The 19073-nt window shown below is 47.1% G+C and carries 5 protein-coding genes and 3 rRNA genes; all 8 read left to right on the forward strand.

Going from position 1 to position 19073, the window contains the following annotated elements:
• The first annotated feature begins 22 nt into the window (after positions 1–22).
• The 8 genes from AOU00_RS24715 (at position 23) to AOU00_RS24750 (ending at position 18956) form a co-directional block, all read left to right on the forward strand.
• Positions 23–9385 (forward strand): non-ribosomal peptide synthetase, encoded by a 9363-nt coding sequence (locus AOU00_RS24715; protein ID WP_069291906.1) that lies wholly within the window; start codon positions 23–25, stop codon positions 9383–9385.
• A 12-nt stretch (positions 9386–9397) separates the two neighbouring features.
• Complete coding sequence (locus AOU00_RS24720; protein WP_069291907.1) at positions 9398–10651, forward strand: MFS transporter; 1254 nt, start codon at positions 9398–9400, stop codon at positions 10649–10651.
• 602 nt (positions 10652–11253) lie between these two features.
• Positions 11254–12808, forward strand: a 16S ribosomal RNA gene (locus AOU00_RS24725).
• 286 nt (positions 12809–13094) lie between these two features.
• Positions 13095–16021 (forward strand): 23S ribosomal RNA (locus AOU00_RS24730).
• 151 nt (positions 16022–16172) lie between these two features.
• A 5S ribosomal RNA gene (rrf, locus tag AOU00_RS24735) occupies positions 16173–16289 on the forward strand.
• The 16S, 23S and 5S rRNA genes sit together here, the layout of an rRNA operon.
• A gap of 274 nt (positions 16290–16563) precedes the next feature.
• Positions 16564–17415 carry an alpha/beta fold hydrolase gene (locus AOU00_RS24740; protein ID WP_069291908.1) on the forward strand — a complete coding sequence of 284 codons (852 nt, stop codon included), beginning with the start codon at positions 16564–16566 and terminating at the stop codon, positions 17413–17415.
• 273 nt (positions 17416–17688) lie between these two features.
• On the forward strand, positions 17689–18414 hold the full coding sequence (locus tag AOU00_RS24745; protein WP_069291909.1) for a YjjG family noncanonical pyrimidine nucleotidase: 726 nt from the start codon (positions 17689–17691) through the stop codon (positions 18412–18414).
• The gene (locus AOU00_RS24750; protein WP_069291910.1) at positions 18411–18956 is read left to right on the forward strand and encodes a GNAT family N-acetyltransferase; all 546 of its coding nucleotides are present in this window, start codon (positions 18411–18413) and stop codon (positions 18954–18956) included. The genes AOU00_RS24745 and AOU00_RS24750 overlap by 4 nt, the downstream gene beginning before the upstream one ends.
• The last annotated feature ends 117 nt before the right edge of the window (positions 18957–19073 follow it).

The raw sequence follows: 19073 nt of genomic DNA on the forward strand, positions 1-19073 counted from the left end.
ATTCGATTGAGGGGGAAATCCGATGAGTAAAAGGCTTGAAATCGAAAAAGTGGCCAATTTAACGCCTTTGCAGGAGGGGATGCTCTTTCATACAGTCATGGAGCCGGAATCACAGGCGTACTATGAGCAAGTACGAATGACCATCCGGGGTGAACTGAACCTGGAGGCTCTGCAAAAGAGCTTCGAGACTCTGGTGCAGCGTCACGAAACGCTTCGTTCGAATATTTATCATAAAAGTGCTTCCCGTTCGCGGCTCATCGTGTTTAAGGAGCGAAATCCAACGCTTCGTTACGAGAATCTGACGAATATTCCCGAGGCAGAGCAAGCAGAGGCCATTCGCAGCTACGCAGACGCAGACCGAAACCATCGTTACGATCTGAGCAAGGATTTGCTCATTCGTCTGGCTGTGCTTCAAACCCAAACGAACGCATATACGCTGCTTTTAAGCTTTCATCATATTATTATGGACGGCTGGTGCCTCGGCATCGTTATGGACGAGCTGTTCGCGGCTTATGAAGCACTGAAAGCGGGGAAGCCCGTACAACTGCCAACACCGCAGCCCTATACTGGCTATGCCCGCTGGCTGGATAAGCAGGATAAGGAGGCGGCGAAGGAATACTGGCGGTCCACTCTGAACGACTATGATCAGCCAGCTGTGCTGCCAACCCTGCCTGTAGCCCATCCGCTCCAGCCAGATACCGGGTACTTGCTGCATGAGCATAAAATAACACTCACGGATGAAACAACCCGTCAATTGCGGACGGTGGCTGAACGCAACGGAACAACCCTTAGCAGTCTGTTTCTGGCTGCATGGGGAGTGGTGCTTGGAGGATACAACCAAAGTGAAGACGTTGTCTTCGGCACCGTTGTTTCCGGTCGACCGCCGGAGCTTGAAGGTGTTGGACAGATGTTGGGACTTTTCATTAACACCATACCGGTACGAATCAAATTGGATGCAGATCTGCCATTCTCAGGTCTGCTTCGTGAAGTGCAGCGCAGCGCGGTTCAATCACGGGCATATGACTATTTTTCACTCGCTGAAATACAGTCCCAGTCAGCGCTCAAGCAGCAACTCATGGATCATTTTGTTGTATTTGAAAACTACCCGCTGCAGGATATGGTTGGCCGGCCTGATCTGAAGGAACGACTTGGATTCGTCGTGGAGGACGCTCAGCTGTCCGAAGAAACACCTTACCACTTCAACATCGAAGTGGAGGACGGAAAAGCGTTGAGCTTTATGCTGTCCTACAACAACTATGTCTATAGCGATGAAGCGATGACACGGTTAGCTGGGCATTTGGAGCATGTACTCGTCCAAATTGCACGTACACCAGAACTCCTGCTGCGGAACATTCGTCTGCTGACCGCTACAGAAGAGGCGGAACTCACCAATATATGGAGCGGGCCGATTGCCGACTATCCTGCTGAAACGTTCCATGGAATATTTGAAGCCCAGACAGAACGTATCCCGGAACAGACCGCCGTCATCTACGAAGACACCGCACTGACCTATCATGAGCTGAATGAGAAGGCCAATCTGCTTGCTCAAGCACTGCAAAACCGTGGGGGCAAGCGTGAGCATCTCGTCGCCGTGATGCTTGAGCGTTCAGCAGACATGATTATCGCTGTGTTAGGGATTATGAAGGCGGGAGCTGCCTACGTACCTGTCGATCCGACCTACCCGAAAGAAAGAATTGCTTACATGCTTCAGGACAGTGGAGCTACGATTATGCTCACGCAGTCTTCCTTGACTGAACTATTGGCCGATGTGGATTTTGCGGGGGAAGTGCTGGACTTGCCAGCGTTACTTCAACAGGCTTCACAAGCGGAGCATTCCCATCAACAAGCGCCTATCTACGCACCTATTCATGATCCCGAGGCTTTGGCCTATGTTATTTACACATCGGGAACGACGGGCAACGCCAAAGGCGTGATGATCGAGCATCGCCATTACGTAAATACGGCGTGGGGCTATAGAGAAGCTCACCAGTTAAAAGAGTTTCCCGTCAAGCTCCTTCAGATTGCCAGTATGTCGTTCGATGTCTTTGCCGGTGATCTGGCCAAGACATTTGTGAACGGAGGCACCATGGTCATTTGCCCACAGGATGTGCGCAACGATCCTCCAGCTTTGGCCCAGTTTCTCGAACAGCACGAAATTACGACGTTTGAAGTTCCGCCAGCCTTGTTGACGCTGCTTATGGACTATGTATATGAACACGGTACAGATGTCAGTGCCATGAAGCTGCTTACTACAGGCGCGGACAGCTTTGGCGTTGATAACTATCGGACACTTTTGAATCGCTTCGGTGATACGATGCGCATCATGAATACCTACGGTGTAACCGAAGCGGCTATTGATTCCAGCTTTTATGAAGAAGCAGCTGAACGTCTGCCTCCATCAGGTATCGTCCCGATTGGAAAGGCACTGCCCAATCATAAAGTATATATCCTGGATGAGGCTTTGCGTCCGCTCCCGATCGGCGTAGCCGGGGAGCTGTGCTTGGGCGGTGCCTCAGTAGCCCGCGGATATTTGCACCGTCCTGACTTAACGGCGGAGAAATTTGTACCGAATCCTTTTGTGAACGGAGAGCGTCTGTATCGCACCGGAGATCTGGCACGCTGGCTGCCGGATGGCAACATTGATTTCATCGGTCGGATTGACTTTCAGGTGAAAATTCGTGGCTACCGGATCGAACCTGGTGAAATTGAGTCGGCCTTACTCCAATTGGATGAGGTACGCCAAGCGGTGGTCACGGATAGAACGGATAAAACCGGACAAAAGTATTTGTGCGCCTACGTAGCAGGTACAACCGACAAATCCTTCTTGCGGACAGAGCTTGCCAAGCAGTTGCCAAGCTATATGGTGCCCGCACATATTATCGTGCTGGATCAATTGCCTTTGACCCATAACGGTAAAATGGATCGACGTGCGCTTCCAGAACCCGAAGATTTTGTGTTGACCGACGTCGAGTATGAAGCGCCGCAGAGCGAACTGGAGCAAACACTCGCTTCCATCTGGGAGGAAGTCATTGGTGTTAAGCCGATTGGTCTGCGCAACAACTTTTTCGAGCTTGGTGGCGATTCGATCAAAGCGTTGCAAATCGCAGCCCGATTGAACGCGAAGGGCCTCAAAATGGACATGAAGGATTTGTTCCGCCATCCGCAGATTGATTTGATTGCTCCTTATATAAAAAAAATAATTCGGACCATCCCGCAGGGGGCGGTACAAGGTACAGTGGAGTTGACACCGATCCAATGGGAATTTTTTGAGCATCATCGAACAGAACGTCATCATTACAGTCAGGCTGTCATGCTCCAGAACCCCGAAAGATGGAACGAAACCTGGCTGCGAAGCGCCGTGGACAAGCTGACCACGCACCATGATGCCTTGCGCATTACCTTTGATGAACGTGAAAAAAAACCTGTCGCCTATAACAGAGGCACAGCCGAAGGTGAACACTTTACATTGGAAAGCTACGATTTAATACATGCTGACCAGCCTGAGGAAGAAATCGCGCAGCTCACTGACGCGTTACAAAGCCGTTTTGATTTGCGTAACGGCCCGCTTGTGTGTTTGGCTTTAATCCGGCTACAGGAATCCGATCATTTGTTAATCGTCATTCATCATCTTGTCATAGACAGTGTGTCGTGGAGAATCCTGCTGGAAGACTTGGAAACAACCTACCAACAGTTAGCTAACGGTGAAAAGCTGCAGTTACCCGCCAAGACCGATTCCTACAAAGAATGGGCAACACGTCTGTCCAAGTATGCACAAAGCGAACTGGCGCGTCAGGAAATCAGCTATTGGAATACGGTAGAAGCTCGTGAAATACTTTCGCTGCCAAAAGATCATGAGGTTCCAGATAGCCTGATCCGTGACGGGCGCAGATCCGCAGTGACACTCAGCCGGGAAGAAACCGAAAACCTGCTGAAACACGCGCACCATGCTTACAATACAGAAACAAATGATATTTTACTGACGGCGCTAGGACTGGCTTACCGGGAATGGAGCGGACATGCTGAAATTGCAGTTCAGGTGGAAAGTCATAGCAGGATGGAATTGATTAAAGACATTGACGTATCCCGTACAGTTGGCAGGTTTACGTCCGTGTATCCGTTTGTGGTAAATGTGAGCAAGCCCGAAGATTTGGCCCATCAAATCAAGCTGGTTAAGGACAATTTGCGACGTGTACCCAACAAGGGTGTCGGCTATGGCATTTTACGTTACTTGACCGACAGGGAGCAGCAGGATAGGGCAGCTCTTTTTTCTGCCAAGCCACCTGAGATCAGCTTTAGCTTTGACGGAGAAGCCAGAGAAGGTACGACATGGCGTACCTCGCCACTATCCACGTTTGCTGGTACTGAAATCAACCCTCTGACTGAAAAAGCGTCCACCTTTGATATTCATGGTGCGGTGACTGACGAAAGACTCCGCATTGTATTCGAATACAACGGACGTGAATATGAAGCATCGACGGTGGAGCGACTTACAGCCAGCTTTAAGACTCATCTGATCGAACTTATTCGCCATTGCTGTGCCAAGGATACAGCAGAACAAAGCCCGACGGATTTTACATATGGGCAATTGTCTCTGGACCAGTTCGAAAATATTGCAAATCGCTTGTCAAATAAGCTGTTAAACCAGCAAGTGAAAATTAAAGACCTCTATCCGCTATCCCCGATGCAGGAGGGAATGCTATTTCATTCCATACTTGATGAAAAGTCAGAGGCTTATTTCGAACAAACGATTATTACCATTCATGAAGCTATGGATACCAACCTAATCAGCGGAAGCTTACAAAAGCTGATTGACCGATATGATATTTTCCGTACGGTATTCATGTATAAGGAGGCGGATCGTCCGCTTCAGGTTGTACTGAAGGAACGATTAGCTGCTCCTGTCCATACCGAAGATGTGCGTAGTTTACCGGATGCGGAAAAGCACAGACGACTTCAAGCCATTTTACAGGAAGAGCGGCAGAGAGGTTTTGATCTGGAAAAGGAGGTTCTCATCCGGTTAGCGCTTGTACAGTGGGATGAGGACACCTCAAAGCTCATCTGGATCTCTCATCATATTATTATGGACGGCTGGTGCCTGAGGGCGGTAGCCAAAGATTTTTTTGATATTTACACATCACTTCGGGACGATACTCCTTTAAAATTAGAGCCTGTCCATCCATTTAGCAGCTTTATTCAGTGGTTGGAAAGACAAAATAAAGAGGAAGCAGCAGCATACTGGAAACAATATGTGACTGATTTTGAAAATGAAACTGTCGTGCCCGGCTATACTCGATCCGTCGATCCTTCATTTCAGGTAGAGCAACTCATATGCACATGGGGAGAGCAGCTGACCCAAGGCATGGAACAAATCGCCAAGCAAAACCGTGTCACCGTCAGCACCTTATTTCAAACCGTTTGGGGCTTATTACTACAAACGTACAACAACAGTAAGGACGTCATTTTCGGGTCTGTCGTATCGGGCAGACCTGATGAAATCCCCGGTATTGAAAATATGGTCGGATTATTCATTAATACCCTACCTGTACGTGTTAAAAGCTCCGCTGACCTGCGGTTTTCCGACTTGCTTACGTCTATACAGGATTCCTTGATGGAGTCCAATCGGTATTCCTATTTTTCCTTGGCTGATATTCAAGCCCATAGTGTACTAAAACAAAACCTGATCCAGCATATTGTCGCCTTTGAAAACTTTCCCGTTTCGGAAGAACTTACGGGCCTGGAAAAAAATCCTAAATCCCTCCGTGTTGGTGAAATAGAGGATATTGAACAGACCAATTATGATTTGAATGTAATCGTCATGCCTGGCCGAGAGCTGGAAATCAAATTTAGCTATAACGCGTTGACGTATAACAAAAATGCGATCAAACAATTGGCTGCTCACCTCATCCAAATGATGGAGCAAGTTATTCAAAACCCAAATATCCGGGTTTCGGAGATTGATCTTTTGACAGCGGAGGAAAAACAGCAGCTCTTGTTTGATTTTAATGATACACGGAGACCGTATCCATCGGACCACACCATACATCACGGCTTTGAAATACAGGCAGAGAAAACACCAGATGCAGTAGCTATTGTATTTGAAAATCGTGAGCTAACTTACCGCGAATTAAATATAAAAGCTAATCAACTGGCCTCGAAGCTGAGGAAACTGGGTGTTACGCCGGATACCATCGTAGGCATTTTGACTGAACGTTCACCAGAAATGATTATCGGTATTCTTGGTATTTTGAAGGCGGGTGGAGCCTACTTGCCACTGGAGCCTTCTTATCCACAGGAACGGATTATGTTTATGCTTCAGGATAGCGGTAGCGAAATTCTGCTAACCCTATCCAACAAGGGAAAACAGATGAACACTTTCGATTTTTCCGGTACTGTTCTGGATCTGGCCGACATCAGCTCCTACGACTCCGACGACTTCATTTTTTCCGAATCGACAACGGCAGACGATCTGGCCTATGTCATGTATACATCCGGCTCGACCGGGCGTCCCAAGGGTGTCATGATTGAACACCGGAATGTCATACGGCTGGTGAAGAACACCAATTACATGCCATTTGCCGAGAACGAGCGCATTTTGCTGACCGGGGCGCTCGTGTTCGATGCCTGTACCTTTGAAATTTGGGGAGCTTTGCTGAACGGATTGCGCTTGTACATTGTACCGGAATCCGTAATCTTGGATGCTGTTCAGCTTGGTGAAGCGCTGAATCGATATCATATTACAACGATGTGGCTGACATCGCCCTTGTTTAACCAACTCACACAGCATAAACCAGATCTCTTTGCTTCGCTAAAGCACTTGCTGGTGGGCGGGGATGTGCTTTTACCTGGGATCATTAATACGGTTAGAGCACATTCTCCGGGAGTGAACGTTATCAACGTCTATGGCCCCACAGAAAACACAACATTCTCTACTTATTTCCCGATTGATAAGGAATATAACCGCATTCCTATTGGTCGCCCAATTGGCAATTCAACTGTTTATATTTTGGACTCTTCAAGCAGGCTGCTGCCTATTGGTGCTCAAGGGGAAATTTGTGTTGGTGGGGATGGACTGGCGCGCGGCTATCTAAACAGGGATGATCTGACCCAGCTAAATTTTGTCCCTAATCCATTCATTCCGGGCGAAAAAATATATCGGACAGGTGATTTGGGCAGATGGCTACCGGACGGCAATCTGGAGTATCTCGGACGGATAGACCAGCAGGTTAAAATCCGCGGATATCGTATTGAACCCGGCGAAATTGAAACCCAGCTCATGAAACATGATGCAGTTCGGGAGGCGCACGTAGCGGTAAAAAGCACGAAGGATGGTCAAAAAACGCTCTGTGCTTATATCTCAACCGACGTACCGCTATCCAAGAGTGATATGAAGACCCATTTGACTGGCCAGTTGCCGGATTATATGATTCCTGCCCAGTATGTGTTCCTGCCGGCGTTTCCCTTGACAACGAACGGTAAAATCGACCGCCAAGCATTGCCTGAGCCAGGAATGACCAGCGGTTCCGATATGGAATACGTTGCTCCAAGAAATGAAGTGGAACAACAGTTGGCGAACCTGTGGCAAGCGGTGCTTGGCGTTGAAAAGGTCGGCATTGACGACGGCTTTTTCGAGCTTGGAGGTCATTCACTGAAGGCCATTCAACTGGTATCGAAAGTACAGGAATCGAACATTCCGCTGGATATACATCAATTGCTTCAATATCAGACGATAAGAAGCTTGTCCGATCTTTTACAACGTGATGAAGAGGGCGGAGTGAACACGGATACGCTCATTGCCAAAGCTCAGGAGGTTGAGCGGGCTATTACAGAAGCATTTGGTGTACAGGTCTTGCTTCAGTCCGTATCCACCGATAAGCAAAACTATGTGTTCCTGCAAGTAGAGCCTTTTTGTGTAGAACAAGTTCAGGCAATCTCTGAATTTATCCAATCTTATATCCATCCAGACCTGCACCCGCATTATATCGTTCGCTGGGGAACCGACGAACCAGATAGAATTCTCGGAGCTATACCGACAAACGAAGAACAAGAAACCTTGCTTAAACAACAGGCCGATGTATGGCTTGCCAGCATTGCTAAGTTAAATACAGACTGGAATACCAATATACTAAGTCTGAATGCTATTGTACGCTATCCGCTTGCACCAGCTCAGCATTACCATTTGCAACATTTTACAGGCTCGGGTTTGGCTGTGCAGTTAGATAGCTACTTGAACACCGAGCGTTTGACTGTAACGATTCAGCGGCTTCTTCAACGCCATGAATTGCTAAGAAGCGTACTTGTTCAATCGTCCGGAGCATGGGAATGGGAGTTGCGTCCAGCTCCAGAGCATCTTTTTTTACCGACTGTTGATCTCTCCGGTCAGCCGGTACAAGCACAACGCAGGCTTCTTTCTTCCATTGCCTCTAAGCTATTTTTAGAACCTTATGAACTTACACAGTCGCTGCAGTACCGGATCGTCCTGATTCGCTTAAATTTGCGGGAACATCTGCTATTGTTTCCTTGCTCGCACATCATTTTTGATGCTACGAGCAGTGACATCCTGCGCAGACAACTCCTTGATGAATATCATCGTCCGCAGCAGACGGCACATGCGACAGAAGAGGTGCAATACCGGGAATATGTAAACCATATCCGCCAAGGCCCTCAAGGAATCGGGGATCAGGAAATCAGCGAGCAATTCAAACTCCAGACGTTTGGTGAGAATAATGATCGTATCCACGTGCTGACCGAAGAACGCAACTATGCGGACACTACCAGATATCGTTGGGAGCTGAATTTAAGCGACATTTCAGAGCAGCACGGCGCTGCGAATATGTGGGATATTTCGCTTCAAATGGCTGTACGTTTTTTCAGCAGCTATTTCCAACTCTCTGATGTTCCGCTTTGGATTACTAATTATGGAAGACAATATGGCGACCGAAACTATTTTGGAACCGTAGGCGAGTGTATTGATCATATACCCGTTGTGCTGCAGGAAGATGACACTGAATCCTATGAAAAGAGTATCCATACCCACCTGGACTTTGCTTCACGCTATCATTTGAACTTTTTCAATCTGATCTTCAATGCTGAAATGGAGAAAGCTTACCCGATATCCAGCAGCATTTTGATAAAAGGACTTGAACAGCTGCCTATCGTATTCAACTATTTGGGTGAGGGACGAGAGGATGCAGAATTGCTCGACAATCTGCATACCGAAGGCACACAGGCCAATGTTAACAAGGTTATTTTCTTTGAGTCAGAGCATGTAGGGGATATTCTGAAAATCTCACTTACCATTCCATATCATGAGAACGACCAGTATATCCATCAAATCTTCCAGACTGCTAGTGACAGGCTCTTGAATGCTTTGACCATTTTGCAGTAAGGAGATGAAGATGTGAATCCATTGTTTAAGGATAGCCGTTTTATCCGATTTTTTGCATCTCGTACTCTTGCCAATATCGCAGACAGCATTTATTCTATCGTCCTGCTGTATTTTGTTCAGCAATCGACACAGTCGGTGGCGATGACCAGCTTCACGTATACGGCCGTATCTGCGGCGTCGATTTTCAGCTTTCTCGTGGGTCCTGTGGTGGACCGTTATTCACCGCCTTTGTTAGCCAGCATCGCCTTGTTTACGCAGGCTGTGCTAATTTTGGCCGTCCCGTTTCTCATTCAGGACGGGATGGTCAATCTGGTCGCTATCCTTGTTATTGTATTCATTGCATCCTGCTTCTCAACACTGTTTTATCCGACCAATAGTAAAATGCTGCCGCAATTGATAGGCTCGCCGGATTTGATTGTCCGGGCGAATTCCATGATTTCGTCGACGGATCAGGTTATTAATATTGTCGGATATCTGGCTGGAGCCTCGCTCATCATCGCAATGGGGATGAAAAATACTTTTTTTCTAGCCGGCGCGTTGCTGCTTCTGGCAGGCTTTGTATATGTCAGGCTCAACAAGCAAATTGATGCTCCTCCGGTGGAAGACACGAACGGAAGGAGTTCGCTAAAGATCGTGTACTATCTGAACGAATTGAAAGAAGGGTATCTTTTTGTAAAACGGCACACCTTCCTGAGAATTATGCTTCCGTTCTTTGCGCTGACAAACTTTTCGATGGCGATCTTGGTCATTGCCATGCCTTCTATCGCAGTATCCTATGGCTCGCCGATCTATTACAGCTTGCTGTATGTAGCCTACTTTATCGGTATTTTCATCGGTTCCTTTCTGGTCAGTGTATTGAAAAAGAACGGCATTACCATCGCGGTTTCCTGGGTAGCCATGGGATTGGCAATCTATGTCTTTTCCCTGGTGCCCGAGATGTGGATGAAGCTGCTGGCAGCTCTGTTATTAGGCATTTTTACTGGCATCATCAATGTGCTGCAAACGTCTTTGATTCAAATTATTACACCGCTGCCGTTACTGGGACGTGTTACAGCCTTTTTAAACACCTTGTCGAATGCGGCTCTGCCATTAGGGGCCTTGATTGGAGGGGCGCTAGCTTTACGGTTTGCTCTGAGTGAGGTTCTTTTTTTCAGTGGACTGATTACTGTACTATGCGGATTGATTATGTTTCTGGTTAAGGATATCCGCCAGTATCAGATTCCTTCTGGAGAGATTGGAAGAGTTGCCCCTTCCCACAATTCATAAGCCATGCATGTCAGTGCCAGGTTCTCATCATAGAACCTGGCATTTTTAGTATGTCTGGCCTCACCATGATAAGGCTTTATCAAAGACAAAGGTAAAACTATCGTTACATTTGGACACCAAAGGAGATACAAGATGGCTGAGCCTTTAAAAAATATATACACAGCGAATTTTCTTCGCTCTTTCGATGAAAGAAGTATAAACAGCTTATAGCTGGTTTGATACCCAGGGATTTATTCTTCAAATCATGAACGAGACGTGAGATGGGCTGGAGCTAAAAGAACGAATAAATCGGTATAATTTACATGTAGTATTCAGCAAACCTAAATGATATATTATTCATCCGGCCGTAAGATAGGCTGCGATGTAATGGTTCAAAAATTCAAAGATCGTCTATGAGTTATTATTTACCAGTAGTATGAATCGCCAAAGTATGATATATTATTTGTCCGGCCCAAGAAAAGCCGAATGAGAAAATTGATCTTTGAAAACTGAACAACGAGTGAGTAAATGATTTTGTTCGCAAAATCAAACAAGAGATATTTTATCTCGTCAGTTTCAACATGAGCTTATCGCTCTTTCTATAAACCAACTTCGGTTGGTCTTTAATGGAGAGTTTGATCCTGGCTCAGGACGAACGCTGGCGGCGTGCCTAATACATGCAAGTCGAGCGGGGTTATGTAGAAGCTTGCTTCTACATAACCTAGCGGCGGACGGGTGAGTAACACGTAGGCAACCTGCCCACAAGACAGGGATAACTACCGGAAACGGTAGCTAATACCCGATACATCCTTTTCCTGCATGGGAGAGGGAGGAAAGACGGAGCAATCTGTCACTTGTGGATGGGCCTGCGGCGCATTAGCTAGTTGGTGGGGTAAAGGCCTACCAAGGCGACGATGCGTAGCCGACCTGAGAGGGTGATCGGCCACACTGGGACTGAGACACGGCCCAGACTCCTACGGGAGGCAGCAGTAGGGAATCTTCCGCAATGGGCGAAAGCCTGACGGAGCAACGCCGCGTGAGTGATGAAGGTTTTCGGATCGTAAAGCTCTGTTGCCAGGGAAGAACGTCTTGTAGAGTAACTGCTACAAGAGTGACGGTACCTGAGAAGAAAGCCCCGGCTAACTACGTGCCAGCAGCCGCGGTAATACGTAGGGGGCAAGCGTTGTCCGGAATTATTGGGCGTAAAGCGCGCGCAGGCGGCTCTTTAAGTCTGGTGTTTAATCCCGAGGCTCAACTTCGGGTCGCACTGGAAACTGGGGAGCTTGAGTGCAGAAGAGGAGAGTGGAATTCCACGTGTAGCGGTGAAATGCGTAGAGATGTGGAGGAACACCAGTGGCGAAGGCGACTCTCTGGGCTGTAACTGACGCTGAGGCGCGAAAGCGTGGGGAGCAAACAGGATTAGATACCCTGGTAGTCCACGCCGTAAACGATGAATGCTAGGTGTTAGGGGTTTCGATACCCTTGGTGCCGAAGTTAACACATTAAGCATTCCGCCTGGGGAGTACGGTCGCAAGACTGAAACTCAAAGGAATTGACGGGGACCCGCACAAGCAGTGGAGTATGTGGTTTAATTCGAAGCAACGCGAAGAACCTTACCAGGTCTTGACATCCCTCTGACCGGTCTAGAGATAGACTTTTCCTTCGGGACAGAGGAGACAGGTGGTGCATGGTTGTCGTCAGCTCGTGTCGTGAGATGTTGGGTTAAGTCCCGCAACGAGCGCAACCCTTATGCTTAGTTGCCAGCAGGTCAAGCTGGGCACTCTAAGCAGACTGCCGGTGACAAACCGGAGGAAGGTGGGGATGACGTCAAATCATCATGCCCTTATGACCTGGGCTACACACGTACTACAATGGCCGGTACAACGGGAAGCGAAATCGCGAGGTGGAGCCAATCCTAGAAAAGCCGGTCTCAGTTCGGATTGTAGGCTGCAACTCGCCTACATGAAGTCGGAATTGCTAGTAATCGCGGATCAGCATGCCGCGGTGAATACGTTCCCGGGTCTTGTACACACCGCCCGTCACACCACGAGAGTTTACAACACCCGAAGTCGGTGGGGTAACCCGCAAGGGAGCCAGCCGCCGAAGGTGGGGTAGATGATTGGGGTGAAGTCGTAACAAGGTAGCCGTATCGGAAGGTGCGGCTGGATCACCTCCTTTCTATGGAGAATCGTTTCCTGCAATGGAAACATTCAAATATGAAGCGTAAGCTTCAAAAACTACTCACTCGTTGCTCAGTTTTGAGAGCTCAAACTCTCAGAAAAAGCTGGTTGTTTACAGCTTTGCACCTTGAAAACTGGATACCGAAACGAAATTGCGTTTTAGAATATTCCTTTAAGCTGATCTTGTGTAAACAAGTGAAATAAAGGTAGCTGTCTTGAATTTCATTCACACGTAAGTGTTGAACCGAAATTCAGAGCAAATCGTATTTACAATGTAAATACTAGGTTAAGCTACAAAGAGCACACGGAGGATGCCTAGGCGCCAGGAGCCGACGAAGGACGTGGCGAACAACGATAAGGCCTCGGGGAGCTGTAAGCAAGCTTTGATCCGGGGATGTCCGAATGGGGAAACCCGGCTGTCTTCATCGACAGTCACTTTCTGCTGAATACATAGGCAGAATAGAGGCAGACCAGGGGAACTGAAACATCTAAGTACCCTGAGGAAGAGAAAACAATTGTGATTCCGTCAGTAGCGGCGAGCGAACGCGGATTAGCCCAAACCAAGGAGCTTGCTCCTTGGGGTTGTGGGACGTCTCACATGGAGTTACAAAGGAACCGGTTAGATGAAGAGGTCTGGAAAGGCCCGCCAGAGAAGGTAAAAGCCCTGTAGTTCAAAACTTGTTCTCTCCGAGACGGATCCCGAGTAGTGCGGGGCACGTGAAACCCCGTATGAATCCGGCAGGACCATCTGCCAAGGCTAAATACTCCCTGGCGACCGATAGTGAAGCAGTACCGTGAGGGAAAGGTGAAAAGCACCCCGGAAGGGGAGTGAAATAGATCCTGAAACCGTGTGCTTACAAGAAGTCAGAGCCCGATCTATGGGTGATGGCGTGCCTTTTGTAGAATGAACCGGCGAGTTACGTTCCCGTGCAAGGTTAAGGTGAAGAGCTGAAGCCGCAGCGAAAGCGAGTCTGAATAGGGCGAATGAGTACGTGGACGTAGACCCGAAACCGGGTGATCTACCCCTGTCCAGGGTGAAGGTGCGGTAACACGCACTGGAGGCCCGAACCCACGCATGTTGAAAAATGCGGGGATGAGGTGGGGGTAGCGGAGAAATTCCAATCGAACCCGGAGATAGCTGGTTCTCCCCGAAATAGCTTTAGGGCTAGCCTCGGAAAGAAGAATCGTGGAGGTAGAGCACTGATTGGGTGCGGGGCCCGCAAGGGTTACCAAGCTCAGTCAAACTCCGAATGCCATAGATTTAGTTCCGGGAGTCAGACAGTGAGTGCTAAGATCCATTGTCGAAAGGGAAACAGCCCAGACCATCAGCTAAGGTCCCCAAGTGTGTGTTAAGTGGGAAAGGATGTGGAGTTGCACAGACAACCAGGATGTTGGCTTAGAAGCAGCCACCATTGAAAGAGTGCGTAATAGCTCACTGGTCGAGTGACTCTGCGCCGAAAATGTAACGGGGCTAAACACACCACCGAAGCTATGGCTTGATGCTTGCATCAGGGGTAGGGGAGCGTTGAATGCGGGTTGAAGGTGTACCGTAAGGAGCGCTGGACTGCATTCAAGTGAGAATGCCGGTATGAGTAACGAAAAGATCTGTGAGAATCAGATCCGCCGAAAGCCTAAGGGTTCCTGAGGAAGGTTCGTCCGCTCAGGGTAAGTCGGGACCTAAGGCGAGGCCGATAGGCGTAGTCGAAGGACAACAGGTCGAAATTCCTGTACCACCGTAATCCGTTATGAGCAATGGGGTGACGCAGTAGGGTAGTGACGCGGACTGATGGATGTCCGTCTAAGCAGTGAGGCTGATGTGTAGGCAAATCCGCACATCGTTAAGGCTGGGCTGTGATGGGGAGCGAAAATTATAGTAGCGAAGGTCATGATCTCAGACTGCCAAGAAAAGCCTCTAGCCAGGAGAAGGTGCCCGTACCGCAAACCGACACAGGTAGGCGAGAAGAGAATTCTAAGGCGCGCGGAAGAACTCTCGTTAAGGAACTCGGCAAAATGACCCCGTAACTTCGGGAGAAGGGGTGCCTCGGTAGGGTGAATAGCCCGAGGGGGCCGCAGTGAAAAGGCCCAAGCGACTGTTTAGCAAAAACACAGGTCTGTGCGAAGCCGCAAGGCGAAGTATACGGGCTGACGCCTGCCCGGTGCTGGAAGGTTAAGGGGAGTGGTAAGCCCTTCGGGGCGAAGCTATGAACCGAAGCCCCAGTAAACGGCGGCCGTAACTATAACGGTCCTAAGGTAGCGAAATTCCTTGTCAGGTAAATTCTGACCCGCACGAATGGCGTAACGACTTGGGCGCTGTCTCAACGAGAGATCCGGTGAAATTTTAATACCTGTGAAGATGCAGGTTACCCGCGACAAGACGGAAAGACCCCATGGAGCTTTACTGCAGCTTGATATTGAATTTGGGTACGATCTGTACAGGATAGGTGGGAGCCGTAGAACTTTGAGCGCCAGCTTGAAGGGAGGCATCCTTGGGATACCACCCTGATCGTATCTAGGTTCTAACTTGGTACCGTGATCCGGTGCGAGGACAGTGTCAGGTGGGCAGTTTGACTGGGGCGGTCGCCTCCTAAAGAGTAACGGAGGCGCCCCAAGGTTCCCTCAGAATGGTTGGAAATCATTCGAAGAGTGCAAAGGCAGAAGGGAGCTTGACTGCGAGACCTACAAGTCGAGCAGGGACGAAAGTCGGGCTTAGTGATCCGGTGGTACCGCATGGAAGGGCCATCGCTCAACGGATAAAAGCTACCCTGGGGATAACAGGCTTATCTCCCCAAGAGTCCACATCGACGGGGAGGTTTGGCACCTCGATGTCGGCTCATCGCATCCTGGGGCTGAAGTAGGTCCCAAGGGTTGGGCTGTTCGCCCATTAAAGCGGTACGCGAGCTGGGTTCAGAACGTCGTGAGACAGTTCGGTCCCTATCTGTCGTGGGCGTAGGAAATTTGAGAGGAGCTGTCCTTAGTACGAGAGGACCGGGATGGACGTACCGCTGGTGTACCAGTTGTTCCGCCAGGAGCACCGCTGGGTAGCTATGTACGGAAGGGATAAGCGCTGAAAGCATCTAAGCGTGAAGCCCCCCTCAAGATGAGATTTCCCAATTCGTAAGACCCCTTGAAGACGACGAGGTAGATAGGTTGGGGGTGGAAGTGCAGTAATGCATGGAGCTGACCAATACTAATCGGTCGAGGGCTTATCCTAAGAATAAAACGCAAATAAGTTTCGGATCCAGTTTTCAGGGTGTAACCTTGAAGGTATGTAGAAATACATACAACAAGCGCATGGCTATTCATTCACACGATAAGTGATGAACCGAATAACCATACGGTAGAATTTGCACAGCAAATTCATGTTTGGTGGCGATAGCGGAGGGGTTCCACACGTACCCATCCCGAACACGACCGTTAAGCCCTCCAGCGCCGATGGTACTTGGACCGCAGGGTCCTGGGAGAGTAGGACGTCGCCAAGCAAATAAAAGTATGACCTCTACATAAAAAACCGCGATTATCGCGGTTTTTTTGTTTCCAAAAAGATATGCTTGTCAAAAATCCAGTATGAATCCCTTAAGTCAAGACAAGTAAGACAAAAGTAAACCAGTTTTGTTTTTGAAAAAAACATGTTAAACTTTTCTCATAAAAATTGTACTTTCTGAGGTGAGTTGAAGTGTTGGAACGTTCTATGGAGAATACAAGGGAATTACACAAAGGAAAGGGAGTGATTTAAAAAAGAAAAGGAGATTATAAATGAGCACTTATCAAGCAGTTATTAGTGATGGATTTGAGCTGAAATGTACTATAAGAGGTAACGGAAGACCGATATTGGTGATCGGCAGTAGTGTATATTATCCTCGCTTATTTTCAGACCATTTATATAAAAAGTTTCAGTTTATTTTTCTGGATCATAGAGGGTTTGCAAAACCGACTCGAGCTTTAAAACCAGAAGACTATACTTTGGATAAAGTTATTAATGATATAGAAACAGCAAGACAATGCCTTCATCTAAATGAATTTATCATATTAGGACATTCCGGGCATGCTTTTATGGCTTTAGAATATGCAAAACAATACCCGGACTATGTTCAAAAAGTGGTGCTTTTAAATTCAGCACCTACAAACAGCCAAGAAAGACAACGGCAAAGCTTTTCTTTCTTTAATGAAACGGCCAGTTCAGAAAGAAAGGAACGTTTTGAAAAGGACATTGTTTTATTAGAGGAAGATATCAAAAGAGACCCTGATAGAAGATTTGTTCACATGTGTATACGTATGGGAGCTCAAAGCTTTTATGATTATGCCTATGATGCGGCTTACACGTGGAATGATGTATATACGAACATGCCTATCATTGATTATTTATGGGGAGAAGTATTCGGAAACATGAATTTGATACAATCCTTAGCGGATATCCATAAATCCGTATTTATTGGTTTGGGAAGGTATGATTATTTGGTTGCGCCAGTTTCTTTATGGGATAGGGTCGATGACACCTACGAGAACGTGAAAAAAGTGGTTTTTGAATATAGTGGGCATAACCCGATGTTTGAAGAACCTCATTGTTTTCATCAAACATTAGCCGAATGGATTAATGAAGATCACTAGGATTCTTGCTAAATCATCTCTTAGATGCTCAGTGGCCCGTAAAATGAGAATCACCTTCATTTTACGGGCTTTCTTATTGAGCGTTATTTATCTTTTGCACCGATGACAAAATACTATGATTTTGTTATTAGTGACTTGACGGCTTAACTAGGTTCTGTATAATAACCGAAAGGAAATAATGTATTGTTAGTTTTTTGTTGTACTTCTATCTGGAACAGCTCAAAGGATCAAGCGGACTGAACAATTTAGTAAAGCAATGATATGGAGGTCGTTATGAAATACGAAATTATTTTGTTTGATGTTGATGACACGCTGTTTGATTTTAAAATGGCAGAGAGTCATGCGCTACATAATACGTTTGCCCAATTTGGATTGCCGCAAGGGGCCACGGAGTATAAATCCAGCTATGATGAAATCAACAGTTCGTTGTGGAGAGAGGCAGAGGAAGGACATATTACCTCGGCACAGCTACGGGTCGAGAGGTTTAAGCGATTATTTACTGTTCATGATCTAGACTTCAATCCAGATGCCTTTAGTGCTGCTTATTTACGTTATTTGGGTGAAGGTGCTTTTTTGATGGACGGAGCGATTGAATTATGTAATGTACTATCCGACTGTCGTTTGGCGATCATTACGAATGGAATCAAAGAGGTGCAAACCTCCAGAATTCAGCTTTCGCCGCTGCGTGATGTGTTTGAGCAGGTAATTATTTCAGAGGAAGTGGGTTGCCAAAAGCCACAAGCTGGTATTTTCGATTACGCATTTACCAAGTTGGCCATCTCTAATAAAAGTAAGGTTCTCATGGTCGGCGATTCTTTAACCTCTGATATTCAAGGAGGGAACAAATATGGAATTGATACCTGTTGGTTCAACCCTTCCAGAAAAACAAATACGTCTGGGATTCAACCTACTTATGAAATAACAAGTTTGATGGAGCTGCCGAATAGTGTACTTTCAAAGTATCCCGTACTGAATCATACATCGGCTGAAATTAGATGAATAATGTCGAAATCAGAAGGCCGGAAATTAAGGACATCGAAAAGTTAAATGAATTGTTTAGAGTTGTGATTACAGACACGTTTGCTAAAGAAGGCATTGGTCATATGCTGGAAGACATAGAGGAGGAAATTGATACTAAGAGGTTATATTTGGAAAGTGACTTGGAGAGTCACGGTGAGCAGCGATATTTCTTAATCGCTGTAGATGGGAATCAAATAATGGGTTCTATTGAATATGGACCAGTAAGTCAACTAATAAGTAAATCTACCAGTGATACATTTAAAAAGTTATGCGAGGTAGGAACTGTATTTGTTCACCCTGACTACCAGAAGATTGGGGTAGGGAATTTATTGTTGAAATCAATGTATTTGGAGCTGAAGAATAGAGGAGTAGAAGAATTTTGTTTAGATAGTGGATATTGTATTGCGCAGAAAATATGGAAAAAGAAATTTGGAACTCCTGATTATTTATTAAAAGATTATTGGGGAGCAGGCTCTGATCATATGATATGGAGAATCAAAGTCAAGGATGCTATTAAATGATCAATTGCTTGGCAATCTCTTGTGTGTCTTTAATCTACAGGGACCAAAGTTATAAAACAAGGCAGGCCGGAAAATCGGACTGCCTTGTTTTAATTTTTTCATCGATATTCACCGTTG

Origin of the sequence: Paenibacillus polymyxa (genome assembly GCF_001719045.1) — a bacterium.
GTDB lineage: Bacteria > Bacillota > Bacilli > Paenibacillales > Paenibacillaceae > Paenibacillus > Paenibacillus polymyxa_B.

Bases quoted from the DNA above. Each gene is read 5' to 3' on its own strand.
- AOU00_RS24715 (WP_069291906.1), top strand. From the start codon at position 23: ATGAGTAAAAGGCTTGAAATCGAAAAAGTGGCCAATTTAACGCCTTTG.
- AOU00_RS24745 (WP_069291909.1), top strand. From the start codon at position 17,689: ATGAAATACGAAATTATTTTGTTTGATGTTGATGACACGCTGTTTGAT.
- AOU00_RS24740 (WP_069291908.1), top strand. From the start codon at position 16,564: ATGAGCACTTATCAAGCAGTTATTAGTGATGGATTTGAGCTGAAATGT.
- AOU00_RS24750 (WP_069291910.1), top strand. From the start codon at position 18,411: ATGAATAATGTCGAAATCAGAAGGCCGGAAATTAAGGACATCGAAAAG.